The organism is Halobacterium sp. KA-6, from assembly GCF_021029015.1.
Lineage (GTDB): Archaea > Halobacteriota > Halobacteria > Halobacteriales > Halobacteriaceae > Halobacterium.
This window is the reverse complement of the sequence record NZ_JAJJZH010000016.1, coordinates 1-26,913: the sequence shown is the minus strand read 5'-3', so window position 1 is coordinate 26,913 and position 26,913 is coordinate 1. Positions and strand designations below refer to the sequence as shown.

Here is a 26,913-nt window from a genome sequence, read left to right as displayed (position 1 = left end):
ACAGCTGCAAAAGGCACTGAGCAACCGATTCTTTGACTCACTCGACGAGCTAACAACAGCGATCGACACCGCTCTCGACAAACTCTCCGTCCCTAAAGTGAGCAATTACTTCTAGTGTCTACTATAGAGCTTGCTTGGGACTTGGGACTAACTAACCCACACGTCAACTTCGGTGTCAGTCAGAACGGCGTCGAGTACCTCGATGACAACCACCGGCTGACGAGAGTCCCGTTCGAGCTCGTCTCAGATGCGGAATATCAGTCGTATATTATGGGGCTTCGAAAGCCGACCAAACTCACGTTCACGCTACGTGACGGTAGCGAACACGTCGTAACTCTACAAAGAGGGTATAAGAAGCGGAACGTGAAATATATGGTCAAATACGTGCGCTCTCGGTCGTAACGCCTCGGAGAGTGGAACGCTGACTGTTGATGGATGCCTTCAGAGATGGAGCGAATCGGAAGCAGAGCGGTAGCTATATCCCGAACGTCGCACGCAACATGTCCCGACTCCCCGGCCCGAGACCGACGGCGAGGACGGCGACGAGCATGAGGGTATAGTAGCGGGGGGCTTCCTCACGGAGTTCCGCGTCGAACAGCCAGAGGACGAACAGCGCGGCGACGATTTTGAGGACGAGGAACGGCCACGCGTCGCCGGTGTAGTGGATGATGGAGGCGGGGAGGACGTTCTGGGTGATGTCGACGACGGCGGCGTTGACCGGGTGCTTCGGAACGAGGTCGTACGCGAGGCCGAGTTCGGCGGCCCAGTCGAGGCCGATGACGTTGGCGACACCGTCGACGGCGTGGCCCCAGAGGACGACGGCGCCGGCGAACTCGGTGCCGGAGGCGATGTCGGGGAGCTGTCGGCGGACGTAGTACCAGACGGTGGCCGTGATGATGGTTGCGAACAGGACCGTGAGGACCGTGAATTGCGGGTGGAGGGAGACGTAGTCGGTGGTCGCCGCGAGGAAGACGAGGAAACCGACCGTGGCAGTGAGGATGGCGATGCCAGCGGTCGCGAGCGGGCGGTAGTAGTTCTCGAAGACGTCCGTGCGGCGCGCGAGGAGGACGCAGGCGACGAGCGCGGCGAGCGTGATGGCGAACATCACGAAGTAGATGACGGGGCTGATGATGAGCGTGTTCGCGGGGTAGTCGAGGAACTGCTCGACACCCGGTGCGGCCGCGGCGGCGTCGTTGGCGTCCTCGACGACGCGGAGCGCGCCGCCCAGCAGGACGAACGGGAACAGCGCGTACAGCAGGTCGAGGTTCTCGCCGACCTTCAAGTGGTCGAGGAGGAATGTGACGCCGACCAGCGAGACGAGCAGCGTGACCGCGTACCCGACCTCGGAGACGAGCGTGTAGCCGGGGTAGGCGACGGGTTCAGTCGCGGCGGTGCACGCGGAGGAGTTGTATAGGAGTTGGACGGCGCCGCCGTTCCAGACGGCGCACTGCGCGCCGTTGGCGTCGGCGACGACGGGACCCCAGAAGTAATGCCAGACGAAGCCACCGTAGACGGTGTCGGGGAACAGCAGCGACCCGCCGACGAGCGCGGCGAGCGCGACGCCGACGAGCGCGGTCCACGCGCGCTCGCGGTCGGTCTCGGGGAAAGTCATGTTGGGAGACGTGGACGGTGGCTGTTTTATCGTTGCGGTCTGTGCCCGCGCGGCGGCTACAGCGGGAGTTCGTGGGACTCGTACTCGGTGGCGAGGACGACCATCGTCTGCGAGCGTGCGAACCCGTCGACGTCCGCGATTTCCTCGAACATCAGTTCGCGGAGCGTGTCGGTGTCCTCGGCGTACACGCGCAGGATGATGTCCCACTCGCCGGTCGTGAGATGGATTTCTTGCACGCCGTCGATGTCTGCGAGGCGGTCGAGGGCGTCCTGCTCGCGGCCCTGTTCGACGCGCAAGCCGACGATAGCGGAGGTGCCGAGGCCGGCGGCTTTCGGGTCGACGTCGGCGTGGTAGCCGCGGATGACGCCGGCTTCCTCCATGCGGTTGACGCGGTCGTGGACGGTCGCGCTGGACATCTCGATTTCGCGGGCGATTTCGCTGAACGGCTTGCGGGCGTCCGCCTGGAGCGCGCGCAGAATCTCGCGGTCCGTCTCGTCTAACTCCATACGCGACCCGTCGGGAGAGTCCCCCAATACGCTTACTGCTCGTCCGAGATTCGCGCCGACCTACTCCTGAATCGCCTGGGCGGCCTCGAGGACGACATTGTGAGCCTCGCCGTTCGACGCGACCAGCCCCTCACAGCCCGGTTCCCAGCGGTCGCCGTGGACGTCCGTGACGACGCCGCCGGCCTGCCGCACGAGGTGGACGCCCGCGACGGAGTCCCAGGCGTTCACGGTGACGTTCGTAATCGCGCCCTCGACCTGCCCGCTGGCGACCATCGAGAGAGTGGCTTGCGCGCAGCCGTACCGCCGCATGTCCGCGAACCGCGAGACGATGGCCTCGCAGGCTCGAGCGTACTCGTCGCGGTCGTCGAACCCCCACCAGATGGTCGGCACGACGACGAACGTCTCGGGGTCGGTCTTCTCGCTGACCGTGACTGGGTCGCCGTTGCGCGTCACTCCGCCGTTGCCCGCGACGTACGTGTCGCCGAGCGCGGGCAGCACGTTCGCGGCGGCGAGCGTCTCGCCGTCTTTCACCGCGGCGACGGAGGTCGCCCAGACCTGGGTGTCGCGCACGAAGTTGTTCGTGCCGTCGATTGGGTCGATGACCCACGCCGCGCCCGACTCCGGGACTTCCTTCAGTTCGTCTTCTTCCTCGCCGACGATGGCGTCCTCGGGGTGGGTCTCCCGAATCACTTCGATGACGCGGCGCTGGGCGTCCCGGTCGGCCTGTGTGACGACGTCCGTCTTCCCGGACTTGGTCTCCACGTCGATGCCGGTGCGGAACGCCTCCAACGCAACTTCGCTGCCTGCGAGCGCGGCGCGTTCGGCGACGCTCGCGCGGTCCTCGTTCATGCCCGGAGTGGTGGCCCGCCGCCCCAAAGAGTCGTCGGTCCGAAACGTCGCCGTCGCTGTCCGGATAGTCACACAGAAGCGTGTTTTGCGAGGGAAGTCCGCCTCGCGGACTTCCCGCATCCCGCGGCGCGTGAAGCGCCGGCGATGCGAGGGAAGGGATTCGAACCCTCGAACTCCTACGAGAACGGATCTTGAGTCCGTCGCCGTTGGCCGAGCTTGGCTACCCTCGCACGCGTCGAGTAGTCGGCGCGTGCGGGGTTTAGGCGTTGCGAATCGGGGTGGGGCGCTCAGTCGTCGTCGCCGAGCACGCGCGAGGCGACCGGCCCCGCCGAGGCGTCCTCCTCGACGTCACGGAGCAGGAAGCGCTTCCGCACGACGTCGTAGGCGAACACGACGGTGCCGAGGATGAGCATCGTGTCCCCGGGGAACCGCGCCCAGAAGAACAGCTGGACGAGGTCGCGGTTGTAGAACGAAAGCGAGCGCGCGACCGCGTACCCCTCCGTGAACGCGGACTCCAGTTGGAGGAAGCCCACGGGGAGCAGGGAGAGGCCGACCATCACGGCGAGGCCGGCGTTCCACAGCCAGAACGCCCACCAGAGGCGCTTGCCGTTCCACTTCTCGGGGTCGACGGAGAGCCGCAGCATGTACGCGGCCATGCCGAGTGCGAGGAAGCCGAACGCGCCGAACATCGCGGCGTGGGCGTGTGCGACCGTGAGGTAGGTGCCGTGCTCGTAGTAGTTGATGAGCGGGAGGTTGATGAAGAAGCCGAGCACCCCCGCGCCGACGAAGTTCCACACGCCGGAGGCGATGATGAACGCGAACGGGAGCTTGTAGTGGAACGTCTCGTCGCTCTTCGAGAGCGCGCGGTACTGGCCCAGCGCCTCGAAGAGGATGAGAATCAGGGGGACGAGTTCGAGCGTGGAGAAGACGCTCCCGAGTGGCACCCAGACGTCGGGCTGGCCAATCCACCAGTAGTGGTGGCTGACGCCGATGACGCCGCTCCCCATCACGAACAGCACTTGCAGGGCGACGGCTTTCTCCGCGGAGCGCTTGCGCAGCAAGCCCATGGAGACGAGCGTGATGCCGACGATGGCGACGATGAAGAACTCGAAGGCGCCCTCCACCCACATGTGGACGACCCACCACCGCCAGAACTCCGTCATCACGATGTTCGAGTCGGGCGTGTACAGCATGCCCGCGACGAACAGCAACCCGATAGAACCGCCCGCGTACAGAATCATGTGCGCGAGCCCGAAGCGCTCTTCACGGGCGAGCAGCGGCTTGAGGCCGCGGTACGCGAGGAACGCCCAGATGGCGAATCCGAGCAGGAGGCCGACCTGCCAGACGCGGCCAACTTCGACGTATTCGAGGCCTTCGTTGCCGAGCAGCCACCACAGCTGGCCGTCGAAGAAGCCCTGCGTGCCGAGGTAGATGCCGACGAAGCCGCCGACCACGACCACCAGCAGCGTACCGAGCAGGCCATTAATCGCGGACTCCTGGTGGTCAGGTTCGTGGCCGGTCAGGAGGCCGGGGAGGAACAGCCCAGCGCCAATCCACATCGTGGCAATCCACAGAATCCCGAGGTCCAGGTGGTAGGTCTTCGTGAGTGCGAACGGCAGCCACTGGATGACGTCGATACCGAGTGCTTCGCCGATACCGAAGAACGCGTCGCGTTCGACGTAATAGTGCGCGAGCAACGCCCCGAGTAACACCTGTGCGACGAACAGCAACGCCGCAATGGGGATGAACCGGGTGGCTGCGCGTTGACTCGGGAGTAAGTCGACGTCCGCCGGGTCCGGAACTTCGATGCCCTTCGTGGAGGGTTCGGAGAGTTCGATGCTGTTGTACAGCCAGACGCCGAGGCCGGCACCGGCGACGAGCAACACCATCGCGATGGCGCTCCAGACCATCGTCGCGCCGGTGGGTTCGTTGCCGGCGAGCGGGTTGTACGGCCAGTCGTTCGTGTAGCTGTGGTCGGTGCCGGGCCGTTCGGCGTGCGAGACCAGCGCCGTCCACATCGCGAAGTCCGCGAACAGGCGGGCGTCGTCGGCGGATTCGACCATGCCCTCGGGGATGCCGCGCTCGGCGTCGCCCTCGTGGTAGCGCTCGACGTACACCTCGCGCACCTGCTCGTGGGCGTACGCCTCGGCGGCGGAGTACTGTGCCGTCTCGCCGGAAATCGAGCGGTCGAGGTCCGCGGTTACGCGACTATCGACGGCGGCCTGCTGCTCGGACGTGAGGTCGGCGTACGCTTCGCCGTGGCGTTCGTTCGCGTAGTACTCCTGCATGAATTGGGTCTTCAGTTGGAGCGCGTCGGCAGTGTAGTCCTCGCCGAAGTACGCGCCGTTGCCGAGAATCGACCCGTGGTTCATCAGGGCGTTCGACTGGAAGACGGCCTTGCCGTCCTGAATCGACTCGTGGGTGGCGACCACGTCGCCGTCGGGCCCGACGATTTCGTCGGGAATCGGCGGCTGGTGCTGGTAGGAGTAGGCGGCACCAGCCCCCATGACGACGAGATTCAGGACGAACACGACCGCGAGTATCTTCGCGAGCGTGGACCTAGTGACGTCCATATTGCGGCGTTCAATTCGACGCAGGAAAAGGCTGGGGCGGATTCTAAGCCCCTGGGCACGGAGCGCGAAATGCCGGATGTACCGCCGCTCGAAGATGTTCGCGTCCGCTATTCGAGGAGTTCGCGGGCGATGATGTTCTTCTGAATCTCGGTGGTCCCCTCGTAGATTTGGGTAATCTTGGCGTCGCGGTAGAACCGCTCGACGTCGAAGTCGTTGACGTAACCGGCACCGCCGTGAATCTGGACGGCTTCGTCGGCGACCTCGACGGCGACCCGCGAGGCGAACTCCTTGGCCATCGAGGCGAGCGCGGTGAGCTGGTCGTCCTCGTGTTCGACGCTCCACGCGGACTTCCGGGTGAGCGTGCGAGCTGCCTCGGTCTGCGTGTGCATCTCCGCGAGCTTGTGCTCGATTGCCTGGAAGTCACTGATGGGGCGGCCGAACTGCTCGCGCTCCTGGGCGTACTCCAGGGCGCGTTCGGCGGCCCCCTTCGCGATGCCGACGCCCTGCGCGGCGACCATCGTGCGCGTTTCGTCGAAGAACTGCATCAACTGGAGGAAGCCCCCGCCCTCCGTTCCAATCAGGTTCTCTTCGGGGACGCGCACGTCGTCGAACATGAGTTCCGCCGTGTCGCTGGCACGAATGCCGAGTTTCCCCGTGATTTTGTCCGCCTCGAAGCCGTCGCGGTCGGCCTCCACGACAATTTGGCTGAAGCCGTTGTACCGGCCACTGGCCTCGGGGTCGGTCTGACAGAGCACGACGTAGAAGTCGCCCACGGAGCCGTTCGTAATCCACATCTTGTTGCCGTTGATGACGAAGTCGTCGCCGTCACGTTCGGCGCGCGTGGAGACGCTGGAGACGTCGGAGCCGGTGTCGGGTTCGCTGATGGCCGACCCCATGATGGCGTCGCCGGACGCGATGTCCGGGAGCCAGCGCTCCTTCTGGTCCTCGGTGCCGAATTCGATGATGGATTCGGCACCGAAGCCCGCGCTGGACACGCAGAGCCCGATACCGGGGTCGGCGGCGAACAGTTCCTCGGTGATGAGCGCAGCCTCGACGGGCGAGTAGCCCGCGCCGCCGTAGTCGAGCGGAATCGTCGGCCCGAGCAGGCCGGCTTTCGCGGCTTCGTCCATAACCTCGTAGGGGTACTTCTCCTGTTCGTCGTACTCGGAGGCCACCGGTCGGATTTCGTTCTCCGCGAACCGGCGGACCTCCTCCTGAATCGCCTGCTGCTCGTCGGTCAACCCGAAGTCCATGTGGGAGTGTACCGAACACCGGGACAAAAACGCTCGTAAACCCCGAACAATCCCCACGGGGTTCTTCGGCGCGGACCGGCCCAACCGCTTTTGTCGGGAACTGTCGAAGCCACGGGTATGGTCGACGTGGACCCCAGTGAGGTCGGGCGGACGCCGCTGGTCGAACTCGACGTCGGGGTCGCGCCGACGGTGTACGGGAAAGCCGAGTGGTTCAACCTCGGGTCGCTGGGCCACGGTGGCGGGTCGGTGAAGACCCGCATCGGGAAGGCGATGCTGGACGCCGCGGCCGCGCGCGGAGACCTCACCTCCGAGCGCACGATAATCGAGGCGTCCAGCGGCAACACGGGCGCGGCCGTCGCACGCATCGGCGCTGCGATGGGATACGACGTCGAAATCGTGTTGCCCGATAATGCGGGTCGCGGGAAGGTCGCCGCCATTCGAGATGCCGGTGCACAACTCCGGTTCGTCGACGCCGAGGAGGGATACGACGAGTTCGTCGCCGGCTGCCGGCGCCTCGTCGACGAACGGCCCGACGAGTACGTCTACCCGAACCAGTACCAGAATCCCGCGAACCCCGGCGTCCACGCGGGCACGACCGGTCCCGAAATCTGGGCGCAGACCGACGGCGAGGTGACGCACTTCGTCGCGGGCGCGGGCACCGGCGGCACGCTCGTCGGCGTGAGCCACGCGCTCCGCCCGCGCGGCGTGCACGTCCACGGCTACGAGCCGCCCGAGACGGACCACGACATCCCGGGGCTGAAGCACATGCACGGCCCCGAGACGTTCGTGCCGGAAACCTACGAATTCGACGCGCTCGACGCCCGCGAGTACGTGGCCACAGACACGGCTTACGAGTACGTGCAGCGGCTCCGCCGGCGCCACGCCGACGCCGAGGTCCGGATTCGAGACTCCGGCCAGTGGTCCCGCGAGTTCGTCCGGTCGGAACTCCGTATGAACGGCGAGTTCCTCGTCGGCCCCTCCACGGGTGGCGCGCTCGCGATGGTCGACCGACTGGCCACCCGCGGCACGCTCGGCCCGGACGACGTGGTCGTCGTGCCGCTACCCGACCGCGGCGACCGGTATCCGGAGCGCGACCCGTACGCCGACTACGTCGACTAGTTGGATATCCAACTAAAACGCGCTTCCGGAAACCACCAAGAGGCAGGGCCACATTAGGGTAAATTGCAATGGCTAACTACGAACTGCCGCCGCTTCCGTACGACTACGACGCACTCGAACCGCACGTCTCCGAGCAGGTGCTCACGTGGCATCACGACACGCACCATCAGGGCTACGTCAACGGCTGGAACTCCGCCGAGGAAACCCTCGAAGCAAATCGTGAAGAGGGCGACTTCTCCTCCTCCGCCGGTGCCATCGGCAACGTCACGCACAACGGCTCCGGGCACATCCTCCACGACCTCTTCTGGCAGTCCATGAGCCCCGAGGGCGGCGACGAGCCCGAGGGCGACCTGCGAGCCCGCATCGAGGAGGACTTCGGGTCCTACGACGCCTGGAAGGGCGAATTCGAGGCCGCAGCCTCCGCCGCCGGTGGCTGGGCGCTGCTGGTCTACGACAGCCACTCCGAGCAGCTGCGCAACGTTGTCGTCGACAAGCACGACAAGGGCGCGCTCTGGGGGTCGCATCCGATTCTGGCGCTGGACGTCTGGGAGCACTCGTACTACTACGACTACGGTCCCGCCCGCGGCGACTTCATCGAGAACTTCTTCGAGGTCGTCGACTGGGAGGAGCCCGCAGCGCGCTACGCGGACCTCGTCGAGAAGTTCGAGTAACACGACATTCGACCGTCGGCCCTACGACTCGGCATCCGGGCCGCTCGTCGGCCCGCCCCTGAAGGCTTTTATCGATTCCCCGTTTCGGTTCGCGCGATGCCCTCCAGACGCCGTCTGCTCGGCCTCGTAGCCGCCGGTACGCTCCCGTTCGCCGGCTGCCTCTCCGCGCCGAGCGACGCAGACCGAACGACCACCGAGCCCTCGACGCCCAGCACTACCACCGAACGTGAGCCGGTTCGTGGCGGTGCTGCCGAGGCTTCGGTCGAGCGCACAATTACGGACGAAGAATACCAGTACGTCGAATCCAACGACACCGTCCGGTATCCGGCGACGATGGCCGGCGACGAGGTCGTCGAGTACGACTACGAGCCGTTCGAGGAGTGGGGCCACATCCAGGGCGCGTCAGTCGCGGCCGAGTATCTCCGCTCGCTGCTGGACCAACGGCTCCCGGAAGCCGAGACACTGAGCGTCCCGGTCAGCAGTCGGGGTGAACAGGACGGCCTCCGGCTGGTCGCAGCACTGACGACCCACCTCGCCCGCGACGGCGACGTGCTCTCCGAACCGTCGGTGTCCCGCAACGAGGTCATCAGGGCGACCCCGCACACCGTCGACGCGACGATTCACTTCGCAGGACGAACCTACACAGACCGGTACCCGGTGTACGTCGAGGAACGGACCATCCAGAACGAGTAGTCGTCACCCCGTCAGTTCGACGAGGGACAACAGCAGGTCAGGGACGACGGCGAGCACGACGCCCACGACGAGGAGAATCGCGGGGAGCCACAGCAGTCCCGCATCGCCGAGCAGCCACAGCCCCAGTCCCGCGAGCACGAGTACGAGGCCGAGCAGTCGGAACAACCAGACGAACACGCCTTCGAAGCCCGAGTCAGCCGCGAGTTCGACGACTTCGAGGACTTCGTCCATACGCGAAACCGTCGCCACGAAGCCACTTATGCGGCGTGGCCCAGCGAACCGTCAGCGGCGGTTCGACGGCGACGACGAGGATTTCTTCGCGCGCAGCGCGAACGGCGACAGCAGGCCGCCGACGAGCGCGCCCGCGAACGCGAGCACGCCGATGTCGGAGTTCGTTAGCCCGCCACCGCCTCCGCCACTGCTGTTGCTCGCGCTGCCGCCGCTACCGACGACGACTGCGCCCTTCATCCCCATCGTCCGGTGGGGGTTACAGTAGTACTTCGAGATGCCCTCGCTGTCGTACGTCTGCGTGAACGTGAACCCGGACTCGTTGGTGAGTTCGCTCTCGTAGCTGCCGTCCTCGGCGACGACGTTGTGGGTACCGTTCACCCACTCGAAGGTCACCGTCGTGCCGGGGTCGACGCGAATCGCGGCAGGACCGAACCCGTACGGGCCGCCGTTGGCATCCGTGCCGACCTCGACGGTGACCTCCGAGTTTCCGGTTTTGTCCACGACACCGTCGAAGTTCTCGACGCCCTCGAACCAGCCCTCGAAGTCGACCTGCTGGCTGCTCGACCCAGAGTCCTCCGAGGACCCACTAGAGGACGACGCGCCGACGTCGACGTCCCCGACGACGACCGCGCCCTTCATCCCCATCGTCTTGTGCGGCGTACACGCGTACCGCGTCACGCCCTCCTCCTGGAACGTCTGGGTGAACGTGAACCCAGTCTCGTTCGTGAGTTCACTCTCGAAACTGCCGTCTTCGGCGGCGACGTTGTGCGACCCCTCGACCCACTCCCACGTCACCGTGGTGCCGGGGTCGACCCGGATGGCCGCGGGGCCGAAGCCGTACGGGCCGTTGTTGGCTTCGACACCGACCTCGACAGTTACCTCGGACTGCCCGGTCTTGTCGACGACCCCGTCGTAGTTGCTGACGCCCTCGAACCACGACTGGAGGTCGGCGTCCTGCGCGAGCGCGGAGCCGCTGAACGCCGCGCCTGTGGCTGCCGCCGCGCCCGCCGCAGCCGTCGTCTTCAACACGCTGCGCCTCGTGACCGTGGGAGTGTCGTTGGGTATCATGGTCCTGAGTTACGCTTCGTAGCCCGCGTACTCCATCAGTTGGGCGAAGATGTCCGTGTCCATCGCGTCCCGGTAGACGATGCCCGAAAGCATGCCGCCGGGGTAGTATGAGCCGTTCATCACGTGGTTGACCTTGTGGCAGTGCATCAGGTAGATGCCGGGCTCGGCGTCCGCCTCGAACTCGATGGTGTGGCGCTCGGCGGGCGCGATGTTCGTGATGTCCATCTCGTGCTGGGCGGCCTCGGGAATCTGCCCGCCGTCTTTCTCTATCCGCCGGAAGCGGTGGTTGTGGAGGTGCAGCGGGTGGTTCATGTAGCCGCCGTTGACGAAGTGGATGCGCACCGTGTCGCCCTGGTCGACTATGATGGGCGAGCCGTCCTCGGGGTGGAGCGTGCGCGGCGCGGCCTTCCCGTTGACCGTGAACACGTCCGGGCTGCGCGTGCGTGGACTGTAGGAGACGTCCTCGCCGGCCATCTTCCGGTTGAGCCGGGAGTCCCAGTCCTTGACGGTCATGAAGTACTCCTTGTCCGCGGGCTCGTAGCCCTCGGGGTCGACGCGGAAGATGCCGTACATCCCCATGTCGATGTGGCGGTGGGTCTGGTAGTGGCAGTGGTAGACGTGCGTGCCGGGGACGTTGGCGGGAATCGTGTACGTGTGCTTCTCGCCGGGGTCGACGCGAATACCCGTAGTCGTCGGGACGCCGTCGTCTTTCCAGGCTTTCTGCGTGCCGTGGAAGTGCAGCGTGTGCGGGCGCTTGCCCTCGGTGTTGTCGAGCGTGACCTCGATGTCCTCACCTTCCTCCGTCCGAACGATGGGGCCGGGGACGCTCGGGTCGCCGTCCTCGGTCGTGAACGCCCACACGCGGGGGAGTTCGACGGGGCCCCCCATCGAGTCGAGGGGGTGGGCCTGGTGGACCGCCGGCACGCTCTTCAGCGTCACCTGGTTGCCCTGTTCGGTCGCGTCGACGACCTCCGGCGGGCTCGTCGTCGGGAGGTTCGACTGCGAGGCCTGCTGGCTAGGAGTCGTGTTCGTCACGCTAGAACCCTGCTCGGCGGGAGCAGTACAGCCGGCGAGCGCGGCGACGCTCGTGCCGCCCGTCGCCGCGATGAATTCGCGCCGCGAGATGCCGGAACCGGGTGCGCCAATACGGTCACTCATGGGTACACCTCAGCGTAGACAGTCCCCGGTAAAGCCCGGGTCGGTGATTCCCGGGACCGGGAAACAGTTCCCACTTCGTGGGAACGTGCCGAACATATTCGGCCCACTAAGTGGTAGAACATGTTCGGCCGTCGGCCTACCCTCGTCGCGGCCCGAGTAGTCGGTGATGCAGACCAACGTCGACCAGACGGACGCCGACGCGCGGCTCCGCGGCCCCTTCGAAGCCGTCGAGGAAACCGACCCTGCGGCCGTCCTCGACGCGCTCACCGACCCACTCTGTCGGCGCGTCCTCGGCTGCGCCAGCGAGCCCGTGACCGCCAGCGAAGTCGCCGACGCCGCGGACCTCTCGCTGTCCTCGACGTACCGGAAACTCCACACGCTCTCGGACGCCGGGCTCCTGGAAACGCAGACCGAACTCCGGGAAGACGGCTACCACACGACCCGCTACCGGGCGACGCTCGAAGAAGCGACCATCCGGCTCGGCGAGGACAACGACATCCACGTCTCCCTCGACCGCACCGAGGAACGGAAGTAACTAGTCGTCCGCTGGGCCCGCCTGCCGTTCCGGCAGCGGCCCGTCGTACTCTTCCGGGACGTACGGACACAGCGGGTCGCTCGCCATCGGGTCGCCGGTCACCGCGTACGCCCGCGACCGGCTGCCGCCGCAGACGTGGCGGAACGAGCACGCGCCACACTTCCCCTGCAGGTCGTCTTTTCGTCGGAGCGTCTCGAAGAGGTCGCTGTTCCGGTAGACGTCCACGACGGACTGCTCGCGGACGTTTCCTCCTGACTCGGGGAGGAACCCCGAGGGGTAGACCTCGCCAGTGTGACTGACGAACGCGAACCCGTCGCCGGCGGTGATGCCGCCACGTCGCTGCGGGCCACCCCCGCCGCGTTCCTGTGCTGCTTGGGCGCGCACGCGACGGAAGTGCGGGGCTTCCGTGGTCTTCACACCGAACTCCTCCTCGCGGGACACCTCGTCGAGGAACGCCATCACGTCCTCGGCGCGCGCCGGGGAAATCGGGTCGAGGACGCGGCCGCGACCCACTGGTACGAGGAAGAACACGCTCCACAGCACCGCACCCAACTCCCGGACGAGGTCACGGATGGCCGGCAAGTCGTCGACGGTCTGCGAACAGACCGTCGTGTTGACTTGCAGCGGCACACCCGCCTCGCGGGCGTCGCGTGCTGCGCGGACGGTTTCCTCGAAGCTCCCGGCTTCCCCACGGAACGAATCGTGTGATTCCGGCGTCGCGCCGTCGATGCTGACGGCGAGTTGTTTCACGCCAGCGTCCGCGAGCGCCTGGACGGCCTCCGTCGAGAGCGAGCGCGTCCCGCTCGGAGTGACCGTCATGCGGAGACCGATGTCCGTGCCGTACTCCACCAAGTCGACGGTGTCGTCGCGCGCGAGCGGGTCGCCCCCGGAGAGCACGACGAGCTGACCGTCGCCGAAGCGACGGACGTCGTCGAGCAGTGCCTTCCCCTCCGCTGTGGTGAGCTCGTCCGGATGGCGATTCGGCGTCGCGTCGGCCCGACAGTGCTCGCACGCGAGTTCGCACGCCTGCGTCACTTCCCAGATGAGCACGAACGGGCGCTCGTCGGTGTCTACTGGCGTCATCGTTACAATCGAGGCGGCGATTGGGCAGGTGACAGGCCAGGTCCCACACGGTGGCGCCGCCTCACGTGGAGCGACGGCCGGCCAGGACTTTGTTCGGCGTGTCGGTTCCCAGTGTTCGGGAACGTCCGTGGGCACCTTTTGCACGGAGGCGCTAGCCGACGACATGGACCCAGAGGACCGAACGCGGGTGCGCGACGCGCCTCGGTCGGCGACTGGCCGCGAGTGGGAGGTGTTCGTGCGCGAGGACGCCGACGGCGCGCTACAGCACGTCGGCAGCGTCACTGCGGGCGACGCAGACGCCGCCCACGACCGCGCTAGCGACCTGTTCGGCTGGACCGCACGCGATGTCTGGCTCTGTCCCGCCGACGAGACGCGCCGCTACACCGCACACACGCTCGGCGAGTCCGCCGGAGGTGAGTCGGCGTGATTTCCGTCAGCAAGCTGCTCTGCGGGCTGGACGCGGAGAGCGACGGCCTGCGCTACGACGCCGCCGCCGACTCCAGCCGCGAGCAGATTACCGAGCAGAAACAGCAGCGCCCGGTGGTCGTCTGGAACCTCACCAAGCAGTGCAACCTCTACTGTTCGCACTGCTACGCGGCCGCCGACACCGAGACGGCGCCCGGCGAACTCTCCACCGCGGAGGGCAAGCACCTGCTCGACGACCTCGCCGACTTCGGCATCCCCGTCGTGCTGTTCTCGGGGGGCGAGCCGCTCGTCCGCGACGACCTCGAAGAACTCGTCGCGTACGCCGCGGACCGCGGCATCCGTCCGGTGCTCTCGACGAACGGCACCCTCCTGACCGAGGAGCGCGCCGAGTCGCTCCGCGAAGCGGGCCTGCAGTACGCGGGCGTCTCCGTAGACGGCCTCCCGGAGCGCAACGACGAGTTCCGCGGCGAGGAGGGAGCCTTCGACGCGGCCGTCCGCGGCATCGAGAACAGCCTCGACGCCGGCCTCAAGACCGGGCTTCGCTACACCATAACGGAGGCGAACGCGCCCGACCTCCCGGACGTCGTGGACCTGCTGCACGACGTCGGCGTCGACCGGTTCTGCTTCTACCACCTCGACTACGGCGGCCGCGGCGCCGACATCTCGAATCTCGACCTCTCGCCCGCGGACACCCGCGAGGCCGTGCGCACGGTCTGTGACCTGACCCGCGAGTACCACGAACAGGGCGAGGAAATCGAGACGCTACTCGTCGGGAACTACGCCGACGCCGGCTTCCTCGTGGAGTACGCCCGGGAGGAACTCGGCGACACGCAGGCCGACCGCATCCACCGCTACCTCGAAGCGAACGGCGGCGACCCGACCGGCGAGCGAATCGCGGACGTCGACTACCAGGGGAACGTCCACCTGACGCAGTTCTGGCAGGGGTACTCGCTGGGGAACGTCCGCGACCGCCCGTTCAGCGAGCTCTGGAGCGACGAGACCAATCCGCTGCTTTCGGGCCTGCGCGACCGCGACGACCGACTCACTGGGAAGTGCGCGGGCTGCGGGTACCAGTCCATCTGCCGGGGCGGGTCGCGGCTGCGCGCTTTGAGCGCGGGCGGCCCCTTCGACCCGGACCCGAAGTGCTACCTCACCGAAGCCGAGCGTAGCGGCCCGGCTGACGTACCCGGTGGCTCCGGTGACGCACACGCGGACTGATTCGGCTGCCTCGCGCAACAAGACCTTTCGTCCTTTCGCCTGAATGGCTACTCATGGCCGCCGCCAACAGCCGCCCTCCGACCCGTGACCGGTTCGTTGGACCAGCAGTGCTGGGCGCATTTCTACTCGCCGTCGGTCTCGTTGCGGTCGCTCCGCTCATCGAAGTACAACTCCTCCAAATCCCGGGCTACCTGCTCGTGGTCGGCTCCGACCTGATACAGAACTCCCTTTTCCCGAGACTCTCCGGATTGGCGTACTCGGTCTTCTTCGCGATGTACCTCTACGCCGTGGCCGTCGTAGCCGGGAATCTGTATCGGTGGGCGCTCTCTCCGAAGTAGCGAATTCATCCCGCCGACCCTCCTCGACGGACTGCATTCACCAACGATTAACGTCCTACCGGTTCTGGCCGCACACATGCCTCTCGGTGGTCTTCTCCCGAACAGCCCGCTCGTGAACGTGCTCGTCGTTATCGCTGCGACCGGCCTCGTCTGGTTCGGCAGCGGCTGGCTGGAGTCGTCGGCCGAACACCTCTCGACGTACTACGGCCTCCCCGCGGTCGTGCAGGGCTCCATCGTCGTCGCCGTCGGCTCCAGTTTCCCCGAACTCGCGAGCGTCGTCTTCACGGCGCTTGCGGGTACGTTCGACATGGGCGTCGGTGCCATCGTCGGCTCCGCCATCTTCAACATCCTCGTCATCCCCGCGCTTGCGGGTATTGCCACGGACGGCCACCTCGAAACCAACCGCACCATCGTCTACAAGGAAGCGCAGTTCTACATGATTGCGGTTTCCGCGCTCGTCGTCACGCTCGCGCTCGCAGTCATCTACGTCCCCGTCTCGGACGGCCCCGCGCTGGCCGGACGGCTCACGCGCTCGCTCGCGGTGCTCCCGCTGTTGCTGTACGGGCTGTATCTCTTCGTGCAGTGGCAGGACGTCGGTGACCACGACGCACCCGCGGTGCCCGAGGGCATCGAGGTGGGCCGCGAGTGGGCGCGCCTCGCGGGCGGACTGGTGCTCATCCTCGTCGCCGTCGAACAGCTCGTCGGCGCCGTCGAGTCACTGGGCCACACGTTCGGCATCCCCGAGTTCCTGGCTGGCGTCACCATCGTCGCGGCGGCGACGAGCCTCCCGGACACCCTCGTGAGCGTGCGGACGGCGAAAGCCGGCAAGGGCATCACGAGCCTCGGGAACGTCCTCGGGTCGAACACGTTCGACCTACTGGTGGCGATTCCGGTCGGCGTGCTCATCGTCGGTGCCGTCACCGTGAATTTCGCGGTGGCCGTCCCGATGTTGGGCGTGTTGACGTTGGCGACAGTGCTCCTGTTCGCCATCCTGCGGACCGACCTCTCGGTCACCGGCGTCGAGGCGTACACGCTGCTGGCAGCGTACGCCGTGTTCGTCGCGTGGGTCGTCAGCGAGACGGTCGGCCTGACCGACCTCATCAAGGGAATCTGAGCGGCCCCGGAGCGACCGCCTAGTCGTCGGTCGCGGGCGTAATGTAGACGCGCCACTCGTCAGCCTCCGCCTGTTCGGTCTCGTACGTGAAGCCGCGGTCCGCCAGGACGTCGTACAGTGGTTCGGGCTCGAAACTATTGACCAACAGCAGCGTCTCGCCGTCGTCGAGCGCGTCCAGTTCCGCGACGATGTCGCTGAACGGTTCCCCGTCGATTTCCCGCGCGTCGAGGCGGGCATCCGTGTCGGCTGTCGTCGCCATACTCGACGTATCGACGGACAGCAGCCAAGCGGTTTCCCCGAAGGTGTTCGTCAGGCCAGTGCGAGCCGCAGGCTCTCGACGGACTTCGCGGCGAAGAAGCCGATAATCGCGGCGATGGGAACGGCACCCGTGCCGTCCGCGACGAACCCCGCGACCGCGGCGACCGCAACGGCCACGGCTTCGAGGCCGCGTCCGGCGAGCAGGCCGGCGACAGCTGGTGGCATCAGAACGGTGCGCCGGCCGGCTCCGTGCCGCCAGCGTCCTCCGCATCTTCGTCCGGCAGTTCGCCGGTTTCGAGGTAGGTCTCCTCGAGCTCGCGGAGTTCCTCGTTGATGGACTCGCTGCGCTGGTGGGAGTCGGCGACGCGCACCCGCACGAGGTCGTAGTCGTGGCGCTCGCTGAGGCCGTTCCACGCGCGGAACGAGCCGATGGTGAGCGTGTGGCTCTGCGGGCAGAACGGCGTCGTCGGCGTGAACTCCGCGCGCAACACCGAGGGGTCGTCGGCGTCGACGGCGTACCGGTAGCCTGCCTCGGTGTGGCGGGTGTCGCGGTTCAGGTCGGCGAGGTTGTACCCGAAGGTCATGTCGTAGACGCCGCGCTCGTCGAACAGTTCCCGAGTGACTTCGTGGAATGCGACGTGGTCGTCGCCGGTGAGGACGTCGTGGCCGGCGAGGAACGCGCCGGGTTCGGGATTCACGTCGGGGTCGAACTCCCCTTCGGGAGCGAGCGCGTCGTCGGACTGCGAGCCCAGGCCGTACATGTTACACAGGACGAGCTACGGCCCGCTATGCGTAGTCCCGAACGTGTTCGGCGGGTCGTGCAGAACAGACGGCGGCGCGGCTAGCGGCCGCGGGAACGGAGGATGAGTGACCGGTTGGCGGTTAGCGCGCTATTCGCTCCCGGGGTCGAAAATCTCCTCGTCGGGCTCGCCGGCGACTTCGACCTCGGCGAGCAGGCCCTTGCGGGCGACGCGGCTGAGTGCGTGGTCGACGAGCTTGATGGTCTCGGGGACGGGCGTGTCCATCGTCCCAATCATGCAGCTTCCCGGTGGGACCTTCATCGTCTGGACGTACTCCTCGGGCGTCCCGAGCGCGCCGTCGCGGTGGGCTTCCGTCCAGACGTTCCCGATGGGGTGGAAGTTCGAGGAGACGTTCGGGCCGCCGTCCACGAGGTAGACGCGAATCGTCTCCCCGGTCTCGGCCTGCAGGCGGCCGTAACGGTCCGGCGTGAACGGGTACTTCTCCCCGTTGAAGAGGACGTATGTCGGGTCCTCGTTGGCCATCGCGTCCATGTCGAACTGGTGGTGTCCCTCCTCGCCGACCGCCTTGTTCGTGTAGAGTTCGTGCTGGCCGAGGTAGAACTCGCGGTCGACGTCCGGGAGGCCGTCCTCGGGTTCGACGAGAATCATCCCGAACATCCCACTGGAGATGTGGTAGTCCATGTTCGGGACGGCGCAGTGGTAGATGAACGCGCCCGGGTACTTCGCGGTGAAGTCGACGCCGGCGGATTCACCTGGTGCGACCGTGTTCGCTTCCGCGCCACCACCCGTCCCGTAGACGGCGTGGAAGTCGACGTTGTGCGGCATCGCGTTGCCGTCGGGGCTGTTCAGCGTGAACGAGATGGTGTCCCCGCGGCGCACCCGAATCATCGGGCCGGGAATCCGCCCGTCGAAGGTCATATAGTTGAACGTGACCCCGGGCTCGATTTCCGCGGTGACCTCCTTCACGTCGAGTTCGACGTCGTGGTGCTTCGGCGACGACCAGTCGACCGGGTCAGGGACGTCCGTGGGGTCGGCGGCGACGCGGTCGACGTCCGGCTGGGTCGTCTGCGCTGCGGCGTTCTGCTGGGGTTGTTCGGTCGCCGGACTGTCACCGCCGGGAGCGGTACAGCCTGCGACTGCGGCGGTTCCGCCGATTCCGAGGCCTTGCAGCACGCGCCGGCGAGTGGTGTCGAACATGGGTGGGCACCTCTTCACTTGGACAATACCGGGGATACCCCTTCAAGCGGGTCTGCGTTTCCCGTTCTCCTGCGACACCCCCGAACTAGTTCGCGGCCCGTTTTATAAGTGTCTCGCGGGACCTCGAACCACATCTGAGCCGAACTTGTTCGGGGAACGCCTCACCCACGTGCGCGACGAACCTACAGTTATGGCATCAACCTCGCACGAGGACGCCGAGACCGTCGACGGCGTCCATCAGAACTCGTGGTCCGCGAACCTCGAACAGGACCAACACGCCGAGAACCGGGCGCTCGTCGTCGAGGAAGCCCTCGACGCGGTCGAATCCACCGCCACCGGCTACCACGTCAACCTCGTCACGCACGGCGACCACGGTCACCCCGAGACGTATCTCTACGACGAACTCGACGACGCGTTCGGCGACGGCATCGTCTACGAGTACGTCGACCAGTGTGGCTGTGGGGGCCACGTCACCCGTGTCCGTATCGTCAACTGACGTTACGTAACTATTTTTAGTTATCTCGTAACGTCTTTGTAACCACAAGTAGTTGTTCGCGCATGGACAGGCGGCGGTACCTGCAAGCACTCGGCGTCGGCAGCGCGCTGTCGGTGGCGGGCTGTCTCGGCGGGAGTGACGGGAGCAGCGCCGCCATCGCCGACCAGACGCTGACGGTCGCGGCGGCCACGACAGTCAACGACAGCGGACTTCTCGGTGACATCTCCGCAGGGTTCAAGGACGCCTTCGGCACGACAGTACGCGCAGTTGTTCGGGGGACGGGTGCCGCACTCCGCACGGCCCGGGACGGCAACTGCGACGCGGTGTTCGTCCACGCACGTCCGCTCGAAGACGAGTTCCTGCGGGCGGGCCACGGCGTCAATCGCCGCACCGTGATGGGCAACGACTTCCTCGTGGTCGGCCCACCGGACGACCCCGCCGGCACGGCCGGCAGCGACCCGCTCGCCGCGTTCCGCGCAATCGCTTCCAGCCGCGCGACGTTCCTCTCCCGGGGCGACCGCTCTGGGACGCACGTCCGCGAACGTCGGCTCTGGGACGAAGCCGGCGTCGAGCCCACGGGGAACTGGTACCGCGAAACCGGACAGGGAATGGGCGCAACCCTGATCGCGGCGGGCGAAACAGGCGCGTACACGCTCGTCGACCGCGGCACGTTCCTGAACACGGAGACGGACCTCGCCGCGCACGTCGCCCGTGGTCTCGACGACCCGCCCGACCTGCTCCGCAACGAGTACGCCGTCACCCCCACGAATCCCGCACGCCACGACGTCGCGTACGCGCTCGCGATGGCGTTCGTCGGCTACCTCACTGGGCCGGGTCAGGGCCGCATCGAGACATTTCGTGTAGATGGCGAACGCGCGTTCCGGCCGCTCGCACGTTCCGAGGAGCCGGACTTCAACCAGTATGTACCCGCTGAGTGGGCGCCGTAGTGCTCGTCAACCCCCCGTTTCCCATCTCGTGTCGGCAGCAATCAGAGCGGCCGTCAGGAGAACGAATCCTGCGAACCACACGGGCTGGAGTGTGAGCCCTTCTCCACACCCCGACAGATCGAGACACGCCGGTCGCGGCCGCAGGCCCGCGAAAATCGCGCCGGTCGTCGCGGGCGCTGTCGCGAGCGCGGCGACCCGACGGCGCCACGTGTCCATCACGCTCGCACGGACGACCTGCAGCAGCAGGAGTCCAACGAGAGCGGCGTACGTGCCGAAAATCGCGAACAGATAGGCGCCGGGGTCGAGCAGCCGCCACACCACAACGTAGCCGACGAGAACACCGAGGACGAGCACGAGCGAGCGGAGGAGCGAGCGGGCCGCCCCGCGGCCGAGCAACGACGTGGAGGGCATCTGTCTGGAGCCGTCGCAGGTGCGCGGTAAGTGTCTTCGGCCAGCAGTGTCAGTCGGCGTTCTCGGGCTGGCCGTGGAAGCGCTCGGGGAGGACGCGGCCGTGCCGGTAGACGACGCCGACGAGGTTCGCGGTGAACACGACGAAGCCGACGGCGAGCGCGACGGCCCCTGAGACAGTGGCCTGCTCGGGCGCGATGCCGGTCTGTCCGAGAATCAGCGTGACCGCGCCGAGCGTGACGAGCGCGCCGTCGACGGCGGCGAGGCGGTCGTCGTAGAGGTCGTCTATCATCGGCACGGGCTCGAAGCCGAGCCGGTCGCTGTACCGGTGCACCCAGACGATGAACGGGATGACGTGGTACAGCGACCCCATCACGACGAAGCCGACGACGCCGACGAACAAGAGGTGGACGCCCGCAGTCGGGCCGAACAGCGCGCTCCGGGCGAGCGGCGCGGCGACCCACTCACGTGCGGCCAGCGGGCTCCACGCGGCGAGTGCGACGGCGACGACGGCGTACCGGGAGAGCATCGGCGTGCGCTCGACGCGACCCTCGTGGAGTTTCTTCGCGAGGAGCACGGCGAACGCGAGCGCGCCAGCGGCCATCACGAGGCCGCCGGCGACGGCGAGCGGTCGAAGCGCGAGCAGCCGTCCCGTCGCGAGCGCGACGACGCCCCCGGGGTAGGCGTACTCGGCGTACGCGAGGAAGCGCTCACGACCCTCGATTTCGGTCTGCGTGAACATCGTCGCGAGCTGGTAGAGCGCGCCGAAGACGGTCGAGAGAATCGCGCCGAACACGGCCAGTGTGGCGTGCGCGCCGACGATCTGTGGCCGCGTCACGCCCGCGAATGGCAGCACGGACGTCGAGAGGTCGAACGCGAGCACGAAGCCGAGCGCGGCGAGGACGACGAAGCAGGCGAGCGCGAACGCGAAGTGGGCCTCCGTGGCGTCGAACTCGCGGACCGGCGGAAGAGTGCGCGCAAGGTTGTACGCGAACGCCCAGATGCCGGCGACCAGCAGCCCGCCGAAGCCGTGAATCCAGTGGATGTTGGCGGCGAGGAACGCGCCCGCGAGCCCGGCGACGCCGACGGTGACGAGCGCGAGCGCGGCGTTCGAGAGCCGCCGAGAGTGGACGGGGACGTTCGACCAGACGGGCACGAACTGCGTCATCGCGCCCATGATAGTGAGACAGACCCAGCCGGCCAGTAGGAGGTGGACGTGTGCGAGCCGAGTGAATCCGGGCGCGGTACCGAGGACGGTGGCGAGGCCGACGGCGCCGCCGGCGAGCAGGAAGGCGAAGCCGACGAGGAAGTACCGTAGTGGCACCGTCATCGGTGGCTGCTGGTCGGTCGCGAGTCCGGCAGGGACGGCGCTCATGGCTGAAGTGTGGCGGTGACGGCGTGTGCGAATTCTCCCGAACGTGTTCGGTCTACGCGAGGTTCTGGTCGGCGAACCGCGGTAGGTTGCTCGCGAACTGCTTGATGGCGGTCTCTTCGGCGCGGTGCAGCGTCTCGCTGAGCGTGGACTTGGCGGTGTCGAGGTCGTCGGCGAGGTCGGTGAGCGTGCACTCGCGGGGCGTGTCGTAGTAGCCGGCCTCGATGGCGGCGCCGAGCAGTTCCTGCTGGCGCGGCGTCAGCAGGCGCTCGGAGTCCCCGGACTCGTAGAGGTAGCCGACCTCGAAGTCCATCCCGAATGCGTCCAGTTGGTCGCGCAGCGCCGACAGTTTCGCGTGCGGCGCGACGACTTCCAGCGTGGCGCTGCCGTTCGACACTTCTAGCGGCGGCTCCAGCGGGAGGCCGGCCTCCTGAAGCGTCAACAGCAACAGCGGCTCGCTGGTCTCGAACTCGACGAGCACGGAGTCGTCGTCGCGTTCGAGCGGCTCCATGTCCTCGACGCCGTCGGCCTCGTGCATCTCGCGGAGGACTTCGACGACGTCGGGACCCGTGAGTTCGAGGAGCGCGACGCCGCGGTCGTCGTCGGGGAACGCCGCGAGAACGCGGAACAGCGTGTCGGGGTACTGTGTGGACACCGCCGAAATCCACACCGAGTCGGGCAGGTCGATGGTGAGTTGTGCTCGTGCCATGCGAAGATGTTCGTACATATCGGCCCCAGCCTCAAGAAGTATTCCCGAACTTGTTCGGGAGAACGCTGTGGGCGGCGGGAGCCGTCGGTGTAGACATGGCCACGACGACCGACTGGCACGCGCACCTCTCGGAGACACCCGTGCCGCTGGACCGCGAGCGCGAACTGCTCGACGTCCGCGAGTTGGGACCGCCGAACCCGCTCGTGCAGACGTTGGAGACGCTGCCGGACCTCGCCAACGACGTCGTGCTCGTGCAGGTCAACGACCGCGCCCCACAGCACCTCTACCCGAAACTCGACGACCGCGGGTACGAGTACGCCACCGTCGAAGCCGACGACGCCGTCGTCACCGGTATCTGGTCCCCAGACGCGTAACCGCGAGTTAACAATCCGACTGCCGATTTTTATTACAATATCCTATCTCACGCCGGCTCTGTAACAGCCGAATTAATAACTGCGTGGCTCGTAGCCTCGACTAACATGACCGACGACTCACCTGGCGGCGAGACTCCCGCCACTATGACCGCCCGGCTGTCGGTCCCCGACATGGACTGCCCGTCGTGCGCGGGCAAAGTCGAGCACGCCCTAGAGGGCGTCGCTGGCGTCCAGTCCTTCGACACGCAGCCGACGACCGGCCGCGTCGTCGTCACCTACGACCCCGACGAGGCCGACGAAGCCGAGTTGGTCGCTGCCATCGAGGCCGCGGGCTACGAGGTGACCGGCTGGTCCGGCGAGAGCGAGGGCGAGCGCACCGAGCCCGCCAGCCCAGGCTCCGTCTGGACCAGTCCGCGCGCGCTGAAGACGTGGGTGAGCGCCGTCCTCGTCGCCGCCGGCTTCCTCTTCGAGTTCCTCCTCCCCGGCTCGAACGCCGCAGTCGCGGAACTGCTCGGCAGCGACGTATTACTGTCAGACGCCGCGTTCCTCGGGGGCATCCTCATCGCGGGCCAGCCCATCGTCCGCGGCGGCTACTACTCGCTAAAGAGCCTGAACCTCGACATCGACCTGCTGATGTCCGTCGCCATCCTCGGTGCCGTCTCGGCCAGCGTCGCGTTCGGCGAGCGCCTCTACTTCGAGGCGGCGACGCTCGCAGTCCTGTTCAGCGTCTCGGAACTCCTCGAATCCTACTCGATGGACCGCGCGCGCAGCTCCCTCGAGGAGCTCATGGAACTCTCTCCGGACGAGGCGACAGTCCAGCGAGAAGGTGAGGAAGTCACTATCCCCGTCGAGGACGTCCGCGTCGGCGACCGCGTGGTCGTCCGGCCGGGTGAGAAGATTCCGATGGACGGCGTGGTCGTCGAGGGCGAGAGCGCCGTCAACCAGGCCCCGATTACGGGCGAGAGCGTCCCCGTCGACAAGACCGAGGGGGACGAGGTGTACGCGGGCACCATCAACGAGGCGGGCTACCTCGAAGTCCAGGTCACGGCGGAAGCCACGGAGAACACGCTTGCGCGAATCGTCGAGATGGTCGAGGACGCGCAAGCAAATCAGACCGACCGCGAGCAGTTCGTCGAGCGCTTCGCCGCCTACTACACGCCCGTCGTCGTCGGCGCAGGCATCCTGGTCGGCGTCGTCCCGCCGCTGTTCTTCGGCGCGTCGTGGCCGACGTGGATTCTCCGCGGGCTCACGCTGTTCGTGCTCGCGTGCCCCTGCGCGTTCGTCATCTCCACGCCCGTTTCGGTGGTTTCGGGTGTCACGAGCGCCGCGAAGAACGGCGTGCTCGTGAAGGGGGGCAACCACCTCGAAGCGATGGGCGCCGTGGAGGCCGTCGCGTTCGACAAGACGGGGACGCTCACGAAGGGCGAACTCACCGTCACCGACGTCGTGCCGCTCGGCGACAACAACGACGAGGACGTGCTGCGCTGCGCGCGCGGCCTCGAATCCCGCAGTGAGCACCCCATCGGGGACGCCATCGTCGAGCACGCTGACGACCGCGGCATCGAGGGCCGCGCGGTCTCGGACTTCGAGAGCGTCACCGGGAAGGGCGTCACCGCGGACCTTGACGGAACCACGCACTACGCGGGTAAACCCGGCTACTTCGCGGACCTCGGCTTCGACCTCTCGCACGTCCACGCCGCCACTGACGGTGGGATGGTCACGCAGAAGAGCCGCGACCTCTGCGAGCGCAACGACTGCCTGGACCTCCTCGAAGACCTCGTGCCGCGGCTCCAGAGTGAGGGTAAGACGGTCATCCTCGTGGGCACCGACGAGGAACTGGAGGGCGTGATTGCGGTCGCCGACGAGGTCCGCCCGGAAGCGAAGGCGTCCATCCAGCGCCTCCGCGACCTCGGCGTCGAACACACCGTAATGCTCACCGGGGACAACGAGCGCACTGCCGGCGCTATCGCCGAGCAGGTCGGCGTCGACGAGTTCCGCGCGGAACTGCTCCCCGAACAGAAGGTCGAAGCCGTCGAGGACCTCACCGACGAGTTCGAAGCGGTTGCGATGGTCGGGGACGGCGTCAACGACGCCCCCGCGCTCGCCACCGCCACTGTCGGTGTCGCGATGGGTGCTGCAGGCACGGACACTGCCCTCGAAACGGCGGACATCGCGCTGATGGGCGACGATCTCACGCGGCTCCCGTACCTCTACGACCTCTCCGGCCGCACGAACGGCGTCATCCGACAGAACATCTGGTCGAGTCTCGCTGCGAAAGCGATTCTCGCCGCGGGCGTCCCGCTCGGATTCGTGCCTATCTGGGTCGCCGTGCTCGTCGGCGACGCCGGGATGACCACCGCCGTCACGGGGAACGCGATGCGGCTCTCGCGTGTAAAACCGGAACTCGACGCGGACGGCGAGAACTAGTCGTCTGCGGGTGCGTCGGGGTCCGCACCGCTCTCCGCCACGGTCACGTCGACGGCGGCCGCCTTGTACTCGGGAATTTTCGCGCGCTCGTCAAGCACGTCGTTCGTCAGCACGTTCGCCGACGCGTCCGCAAAGTGCGGCGTCGTCCACACCACGCCCTCCTTGATTGCCTCGGTAACGTTCGCGCGCAGCGTGATTTCCCCGCGCCGCGACTGGAGGGTCACGCTGTCGCCGTCCTCGATACCGAAGTGCTCGGCGTCCGCGGGGTGGATGTCCACGAAGTTCTCGGGGTGCTGTCGGGAGAGCGTCTTCGAGCGCCGGCTCATCGTCCCCGTGTTGTAGTGTTCTTCGAGGCGCGCAGTCGTCAGAATCAGGGGGTACTCCTCGTCGGGCGTCTCTCGCGGGGGCTGGTGGCGCACGCCCTCGATTTGCCCGAGGCTGCTCGGGGTGTCGAAGGAGTCCGCGTAGAGGAACTGGTCGCCCTCGTCGCCGGGCTCGTAGCACGGCCAGTGCAGTCCCGCCTCGCCGAGTTCGTCGTACGTCATCCCGTGGTAGATGGGGCAGACCTCGCGCAGTTCCTCGAACACCGCTTCGGGGTCGTCGAAGTCGAAGCCCGCGTCCTCGCCGAAGAGCCGCGTGCCGACCTCGGTGAGGATGTCGAGGTCGTGGCGGGTGTGCTCGTGGACGTTCTCGACGCCGCGCATCCGCTGGACGCGGCGGTCCGTGTTCGTCACGGTGCCGCCGCGCTCGGCCCACGACGTCGCCGGCAATACGACGTCCGCGAACTCGACGGTCTCCGTCGGGAAGATGTCCTGCACGACGACGAACTCCGTCTCGTCGAGGAGGTCCGCCACGCGGTCGGCGTTGGGCTCGCTCATCACTGGGTTCTCGCCCATGACGTAGAGACCGTGGACGGTGTCGCCGATACTGTGCGTGATTTCGACGTTCGTCAGCCCGGGCTCGGCGGGAATCTCGAACCCCCAGACGTCCTCGACTGCCTTGCGGGCTTCGTCGTCGTCCACAGGCTGGTATCCCGGGAGGACGTTCGGCATCGCGCCGACGTCGCTCGCCCCTTGCACGTTGTTCTGTCCGCGGAGTGGGTTCACGCCCGTTCCGGGGCGTCCGACGTTCCCGGTAGCGAGCGCGAGGTTGATCTCGTTCTGGACGTTGTCGACGCCGCAGGCATGCTGGCTCATCCCCATCCCGGTGAAGATGGCGGCGTTGTCCGCAGTCGCGTACACTTCCGCCGCGCGCTCGATGGTGTCGAGGGGGACGCCACACTCCTCGGCGGCGGCCTCCTTGTCGAAGTCGGCGAGCGTCTCCCGGAGATCCTCGATGCCCTCGGTGCGCTCGGCGACGAACTCCTCGTCCACCCAATCGTTCTCCAGAATGCTCTGTTGAATAGCGATCTATTCAGCTGATATCACGGGTTTAGAAGGGCGAAGCCGAGGAATTCGATTCTGTCCTATGGAAATCGATCTCCTCGACTTCATCGAGCAGTGTCGTGACCTAGCTAA

At 66.8% G+C, this 26,913-nt stretch carries 28 protein-coding genes, 1 tRNA gene and 2 pseudogenes; 13 read left to right on the top strand and 18 right to left on the bottom strand.

The features are described 5' to 3' along the window. A pseudogene (locus tag LPA46_RS17855) lies at window positions 1-115 on the top strand (IS630 family transposase); the annotation flags it as partial. A gap of 360 nt (window positions 116-475) precedes the next feature. Here LPA46_RS17855 and LPA46_RS17850 read toward each other — a convergent pair. The 6 genes from LPA46_RS17850 to LPA46_RS17825 all read right to left on the bottom strand — a co-directional run bounded on the left by LPA46_RS17850 (window position 476) and on the right by LPA46_RS17825 (window position 6,793). Then, on the bottom strand, window positions 476-1,612 hold the full coding sequence (locus tag LPA46_RS17850) for a DUF63 family protein (protein WP_230893683.1): 1,137 nt from the start codon (window positions 1,610-1,612) through the stop codon (window positions 476-478). Between the two features lie 56 nt (window positions 1,613-1,668). Next, the gene (locus LPA46_RS17845) at window positions 1,669-2,118 is read right to left on the bottom strand and encodes an Lrp/AsnC family transcriptional regulator (protein WP_230888946.1); all 450 of its coding nucleotides are present in this window, start codon (window positions 2,116-2,118) and stop codon (window positions 1,669-1,671) included. Between the two features lie 60 nt (window positions 2,119-2,178). Beyond that, the gene (locus LPA46_RS17840; protein ID WP_230893682.1) at window positions 2,179-2,967 is read right to left on the bottom strand and encodes an inositol monophosphatase family protein; all 789 of its coding nucleotides are present in this window, start codon (window positions 2,965-2,967) and stop codon (window positions 2,179-2,181) included. A 145-nt stretch (window positions 2,968-3,112) separates the two neighbouring features. Next, window positions 3,113-3,197, bottom strand: a tRNA-Leu gene (locus LPA46_RS17835). 57 nt (window positions 3,198-3,254) lie between these two features. Beyond that, on the bottom strand, window positions 3,255-5,540 hold the full coding sequence (locus LPA46_RS17830) for a nitric-oxide reductase large subunit (protein WP_230888948.1): 2,286 nt from the start codon (window positions 5,538-5,540) through the stop codon (window positions 3,255-3,257). Window positions 5,541-5,647: 107 nt separating this feature from the next. After that, entirely contained in the window at window positions 5,648-6,793 is a 1,146-nt protein-coding gene (locus LPA46_RS17825) for an acyl-CoA dehydrogenase family protein (protein WP_230888949.1), read from the bottom strand. Window positions 6,794-6,910: 117 nt separating this feature from the next. Between LPA46_RS17825 and LPA46_RS17820 the strand changes: the two genes are divergently transcribed. The 3 genes from LPA46_RS17820 (at window position 6,911) to LPA46_RS17810 (ending at window position 9,276) form a co-directional block, all read left to right on the top strand. Further along, on the top strand, window positions 6,911-7,912 hold the full coding sequence (locus LPA46_RS17820; RefSeq protein ID WP_230893681.1) for a PLP-dependent cysteine synthase family protein: 1,002 nt from the start codon (window positions 6,911-6,913) through the stop codon (window positions 7,910-7,912). A 68-nt stretch (window positions 7,913-7,980) separates the two neighbouring features. Continuing rightward, window positions 7,981-8,583, top strand: coding sequence for a superoxide dismutase (gene sod / locus LPA46_RS17815; protein ID WP_230888951.1), 603 nt, complete (start codon window positions 7,981-7,983; stop codon window positions 8,581-8,583). Between the two features lie 96 nt (window positions 8,584-8,679). Continuing rightward, window positions 8,680-9,276, top strand: a complete 597-nt coding sequence (locus tag LPA46_RS17810; RefSeq protein ID WP_230893680.1) for a hypothetical protein — start codon at window positions 8,680-8,682, stop codon at window positions 9,274-9,276. Between the two features lie 3 nt (window positions 9,277-9,279). On the opposite strand, the gene LPA46_RS17805 is transcribed toward LPA46_RS17810, so the two are convergent. The 3 genes from LPA46_RS17805 to LPA46_RS17795 are packed head-to-tail and all read right to left on the bottom strand — an operon-like array spanning window position 9,280 to window position 11,733. Continuing rightward, complete coding sequence (locus LPA46_RS17805) at window positions 9,280-9,507, bottom strand: hypothetical protein (protein ID WP_230893679.1); 228 nt, start codon at window positions 9,505-9,507, stop codon at window positions 9,280-9,282. A 51-nt stretch (window positions 9,508-9,558) separates the two neighbouring features. After that, complete coding sequence (locus tag LPA46_RS17800) at window positions 9,559-10,575, bottom strand: halocyanin domain-containing protein (protein WP_269073760.1); 1,017 nt, start codon at window positions 10,573-10,575, stop codon at window positions 9,559-9,561. A gap of 9 nt (window positions 10,576-10,584) precedes the next feature. After that, window positions 10,585-11,733 carry a multicopper oxidase domain-containing protein gene (locus tag LPA46_RS17795; protein ID WP_230893677.1) on the bottom strand — a complete coding sequence of 383 codons (1,149 nt, stop codon included), beginning with the start codon at window positions 11,731-11,733 and terminating at the stop codon, window positions 10,585-10,587. A gap of 166 nt (window positions 11,734-11,899) precedes the next feature. On the opposite strand from LPA46_RS17795, the gene LPA46_RS17790 reads away from it, so the two are divergent. Continuing rightward, entirely contained in the window at window positions 11,900-12,268 is a 369-nt protein-coding gene (locus LPA46_RS17790) for an ArsR/SmtB family transcription factor (protein ID WP_230893676.1), read from the top strand. Here the strand turns inward: LPA46_RS17790 and LPA46_RS17785 are convergent, their stop codons facing one another. Continuing rightward, the gene (locus LPA46_RS17785; protein WP_230893675.1) at window positions 12,269-13,351 is read right to left on the bottom strand and encodes a radical SAM protein; all 1,083 of its coding nucleotides are present in this window, start codon (window positions 13,349-13,351) and stop codon (window positions 12,269-12,271) included. 163 nt (window positions 13,352-13,514) lie between these two features. On the opposite strand from LPA46_RS17785, the gene LPA46_RS17780 reads away from it, so the two are divergent. The 4 genes from LPA46_RS17780 (at window position 13,515) to LPA46_RS17765 (ending at window position 16,447) form a co-directional block, all read left to right on the top strand. Further along, window positions 13,515-13,778, top strand: a complete 264-nt coding sequence (locus LPA46_RS17780; RefSeq protein WP_230893674.1) for an Htur_1727 family rSAM-partnered candidate RiPP — start codon at window positions 13,515-13,517, stop codon at window positions 13,776-13,778. Next, a complete protein-coding gene (locus LPA46_RS17775) occupies window positions 13,775-14,995 on the top strand; it encodes a TIGR04347 family pseudo-SAM/SPASM protein (RefSeq protein ID WP_230893673.1) in 1,221 nt (406 codons plus the stop codon). Before LPA46_RS17780 ends, LPA46_RS17775 begins: the two co-directional genes overlap by 4 nt. 53 nt (window positions 14,996-15,048) lie before the next feature. Continuing rightward, window positions 15,049-15,333 (top strand): hypothetical protein, encoded by a 285-nt coding sequence (locus LPA46_RS17770; protein ID WP_230893672.1) that lies wholly within the window; start codon window positions 15,049-15,051, stop codon window positions 15,331-15,333. 76 nt (window positions 15,334-15,409) lie between these two features. Then, complete coding sequence (locus LPA46_RS17765) at window positions 15,410-16,447, top strand: sodium:calcium antiporter (protein ID WP_230893671.1); 1,038 nt, start codon at window positions 15,410-15,412, stop codon at window positions 16,445-16,447. A 19-nt stretch (window positions 16,448-16,466) separates the two neighbouring features. Here LPA46_RS17765 and LPA46_RS17760 read toward each other — a convergent pair whose 3' ends face one another. From LPA46_RS17760 to nirK, 4 genes are all read right to left on the bottom strand, one after another. Next, window positions 16,467-16,706, bottom strand: coding sequence for a DUF2249 domain-containing protein (locus LPA46_RS17760; protein ID WP_230893670.1), 240 nt, complete (start codon window positions 16,704-16,706; stop codon window positions 16,467-16,469). 50 nt (window positions 16,707-16,756) lie between these two features. Further along, window positions 16,757-16,930: a hypothetical protein gene (locus tag LPA46_RS17755; protein ID WP_230893669.1), complete on the bottom strand. Its 174-nt coding sequence runs from the start codon at window positions 16,928-16,930 to the stop codon at window positions 16,757-16,759. Then, the gene (locus LPA46_RS17750; protein ID WP_230893668.1) at window positions 16,930-17,466 is read right to left on the bottom strand and encodes a hypothetical protein; all 537 of its coding nucleotides are present in this window, start codon (window positions 17,464-17,466) and stop codon (window positions 16,930-16,932) included. Before LPA46_RS17750 ends, LPA46_RS17755 begins: the two co-directional genes overlap by 1 nt. Window positions 17,467-17,595: 129 nt before the next feature. After that, window positions 17,596-18,663, bottom strand: a complete 1,068-nt coding sequence (nirK, locus tag LPA46_RS17745) for a copper-containing nitrite reductase (RefSeq protein WP_230893667.1) — start codon at window positions 18,661-18,663, stop codon at window positions 17,596-17,598. Window positions 18,664-18,853: 190 nt separating this feature from the next. Between nirK and LPA46_RS17740 the strand changes: the two genes are divergently transcribed. Next, the gene (locus LPA46_RS17740) at window positions 18,854-19,159 is read left to right on the top strand and encodes a CGCGG family putative rSAM-modified RiPP protein (RefSeq protein WP_230893666.1); all 306 of its coding nucleotides are present in this window, start codon (window positions 18,854-18,856) and stop codon (window positions 19,157-19,159) included. 62 nt (window positions 19,160-19,221) lie between these two features. Beyond that, window positions 19,222-20,106: a substrate-binding domain-containing protein gene (locus LPA46_RS17735; protein WP_230893665.1), complete on the top strand. Its 885-nt coding sequence runs from the start codon at window positions 19,222-19,224 to the stop codon at window positions 20,104-20,106. Between the two features lie 6 nt (window positions 20,107-20,112). On the opposite strand, the gene LPA46_RS17730 is transcribed toward LPA46_RS17735, so the two are convergent. From LPA46_RS17730 to LPA46_RS17720, 3 genes are read right to left on the bottom strand one after another with little or no spacing between them, the layout of a single operon-like run. Further along, complete coding sequence (locus LPA46_RS17730; protein ID WP_230893664.1) at window positions 20,113-20,517, bottom strand: hypothetical protein; 405 nt, start codon at window positions 20,515-20,517, stop codon at window positions 20,113-20,115. A 49-nt stretch (window positions 20,518-20,566) separates the two neighbouring features. Further along, window positions 20,567-21,889, bottom strand: a complete 1,323-nt coding sequence (locus LPA46_RS17725; protein WP_230888969.1) for a hypothetical protein — start codon at window positions 21,887-21,889, stop codon at window positions 20,567-20,569. A gap of 52 nt (window positions 21,890-21,941) precedes the next feature. Further along, entirely contained in the window at window positions 21,942-22,595 is a 654-nt protein-coding gene (locus LPA46_RS17720) for a helix-turn-helix domain-containing protein (RefSeq protein ID WP_230888970.1), read from the bottom strand. 95 nt (window positions 22,596-22,690) lie between these two features. Here LPA46_RS17720 and LPA46_RS17715 point away from each other — a divergent pair, with 95 nt between their 5' ends. Both LPA46_RS17715 and LPA46_RS17710 read left to right on the top strand, forming a co-directional pair. Then, window positions 22,691-22,969 carry a DUF2249 domain-containing protein gene (locus LPA46_RS17715; RefSeq protein ID WP_230888971.1) on the top strand — a complete coding sequence of 93 codons (279 nt, stop codon included), beginning with the start codon at window positions 22,691-22,693 and terminating at the stop codon, window positions 22,967-22,969. A gap of 105 nt (window positions 22,970-23,074) precedes the next feature. Then, complete coding sequence (locus tag LPA46_RS17710) at window positions 23,075-25,396, top strand: heavy metal translocating P-type ATPase (protein ID WP_230893663.1); 2,322 nt, start codon at window positions 23,075-23,077, stop codon at window positions 25,394-25,396. Here LPA46_RS17710 and LPA46_RS19050 read toward each other — a convergent pair. Further along, window positions 25,393-26,781: pseudogene (locus LPA46_RS19050) on the bottom strand (molybdopterin oxidoreductase family protein); the annotation flags it as partial. The gene LPA46_RS17710 and the pseudogene LPA46_RS19050 sit on opposite strands and share 4 nt — an antisense overlap. Window positions 26,782-26,913: the final 132 nt, after the last annotated feature.

Bases quoted from the DNA above. Each gene is read 5' to 3' on its own strand.
- LPA46_RS17750 (WP_230893668.1), bottom strand. From the start codon at position 17,466: ATGTACGGCCTGGGCTCGCAGTCCGACGACGCGCTCGCTCCCGAAGGG.
- LPA46_RS17785 (WP_230893675.1), bottom strand. From the start codon at position 13,351: ATGACGCCAGTAGACACCGACGAGCGCCCGTTCGTGCTCATCTGGGAA.
- LPA46_RS17805 (WP_230893679.1), bottom strand. From the start codon at position 9,507: ATGGACGAAGTCCTCGAAGTCGTCGAACTCGCGGCTGACTCGGGCTTC.
- LPA46_RS17800 (WP_269073760.1), bottom strand. From the start codon at position 10,575: ATGATACCCAACGACACTCCCACGGTCACGAGGCGCAGCGTGTTGAAG.
- LPA46_RS17820 (WP_230893681.1), top strand. From the start codon at position 6,911: ATGGTCGACGTGGACCCCAGTGAGGTCGGGCGGACGCCGCTGGTCGAA.
- sod (WP_230888951.1), top strand. From the start codon at position 7,981: ATGGCTAACTACGAACTGCCGCCGCTTCCGTACGACTACGACGCACTC.
- LPA46_RS17735 (WP_230893665.1), top strand. From the start codon at position 19,222: ATGGACAGGCGGCGGTACCTGCAAGCACTCGGCGTCGGCAGCGCGCTG.
- LPA46_RS17850 (WP_230893683.1), bottom strand. From the start codon at position 1,612: ATGACTTTCCCCGAGACCGACCGCGAGCGCGCGTGGACCGCGCTCGTC.
- LPA46_RS17725 (WP_230888969.1), bottom strand. From the start codon at position 21,889: ATGAGCGCCGTCCCTGCCGGACTCGCGACCGACCAGCAGCCACCGATG.
- LPA46_RS17825 (WP_230888949.1), bottom strand. From the start codon at position 6,793: ATGGACTTCGGGTTGACCGACGAGCAGCAGGCGATTCAGGAGGAGGTC.
- nirK (WP_230893667.1), bottom strand. From the start codon at position 18,663: ATGTTCGACACCACTCGCCGGCGCGTGCTGCAAGGCCTCGGAATCGGC.
- LPA46_RS17765 (WP_230893671.1), top strand. From the start codon at position 15,410: ATGCCTCTCGGTGGTCTTCTCCCGAACAGCCCGCTCGTGAACGTGCTC.
- LPA46_RS17720 (WP_230888970.1), bottom strand. From the start codon at position 22,595: ATGGCACGAGCACAACTCACCATCGACCTGCCCGACTCGGTGTGGATT.
- LPA46_RS17730 (WP_230893664.1), bottom strand. From the start codon at position 20,517: ATGCCCTCCACGTCGTTGCTCGGCCGCGGGGCGGCCCGCTCGCTCCTC.
- LPA46_RS17710 (WP_230893663.1), top strand. From the start codon at position 23,075: ATGACCGACGACTCACCTGGCGGCGAGACTCCCGCCACTATGACCGCC.
- LPA46_RS17755 (WP_230893669.1), bottom strand. From the start codon at position 16,930: ATGCCACCAGCTGTCGCCGGCCTGCTCGCCGGACGCGGCCTCGAAGCC.
- LPA46_RS17760 (WP_230893670.1), bottom strand. From the start codon at position 16,706: ATGGCGACGACAGCCGACACGGATGCCCGCCTCGACGCGCGGGAAATC.
- LPA46_RS17795 (WP_230893677.1), bottom strand. From the start codon at position 11,733: ATGAGTGACCGTATTGGCGCACCCGGTTCCGGCATCTCGCGGCGCGAA.
- LPA46_RS17810 (WP_230893680.1), top strand. From the start codon at position 8,680: ATGCCCTCCAGACGCCGTCTGCTCGGCCTCGTAGCCGCCGGTACGCTC.
- LPA46_RS17715 (WP_230888971.1), top strand. From the start codon at position 22,691: ATGGCCACGACGACCGACTGGCACGCGCACCTCTCGGAGACACCCGTG.
- LPA46_RS17780 (WP_230893674.1), top strand. From the start codon at position 13,515: ATGGACCCAGAGGACCGAACGCGGGTGCGCGACGCGCCTCGGTCGGCG.
- LPA46_RS17845 (WP_230888946.1), bottom strand. From the start codon at position 2,118: ATGGAGTTAGACGAGACGGACCGCGAGATTCTGCGCGCGCTCCAGGCG.
- LPA46_RS17840 (WP_230893682.1), bottom strand. From the start codon at position 2,967: ATGAACGAGGACCGCGCGAGCGTCGCCGAACGCGCCGCGCTCGCAGGC.
- LPA46_RS17740 (WP_230893666.1), top strand. From the start codon at position 18,854: ATGGCATCAACCTCGCACGAGGACGCCGAGACCGTCGACGGCGTCCAT.
- LPA46_RS17770 (WP_230893672.1), top strand. From the start codon at position 15,049: ATGGCCGCCGCCAACAGCCGCCCTCCGACCCGTGACCGGTTCGTTGGA.
- LPA46_RS17790 (WP_230893676.1), top strand. From the start codon at position 11,900: ATGCAGACCAACGTCGACCAGACGGACGCCGACGCGCGGCTCCGCGGC.
- LPA46_RS17830 (WP_230888948.1), bottom strand. From the start codon at position 5,540: ATGGACGTCACTAGGTCCACGCTCGCGAAGATACTCGCGGTCGTGTTC.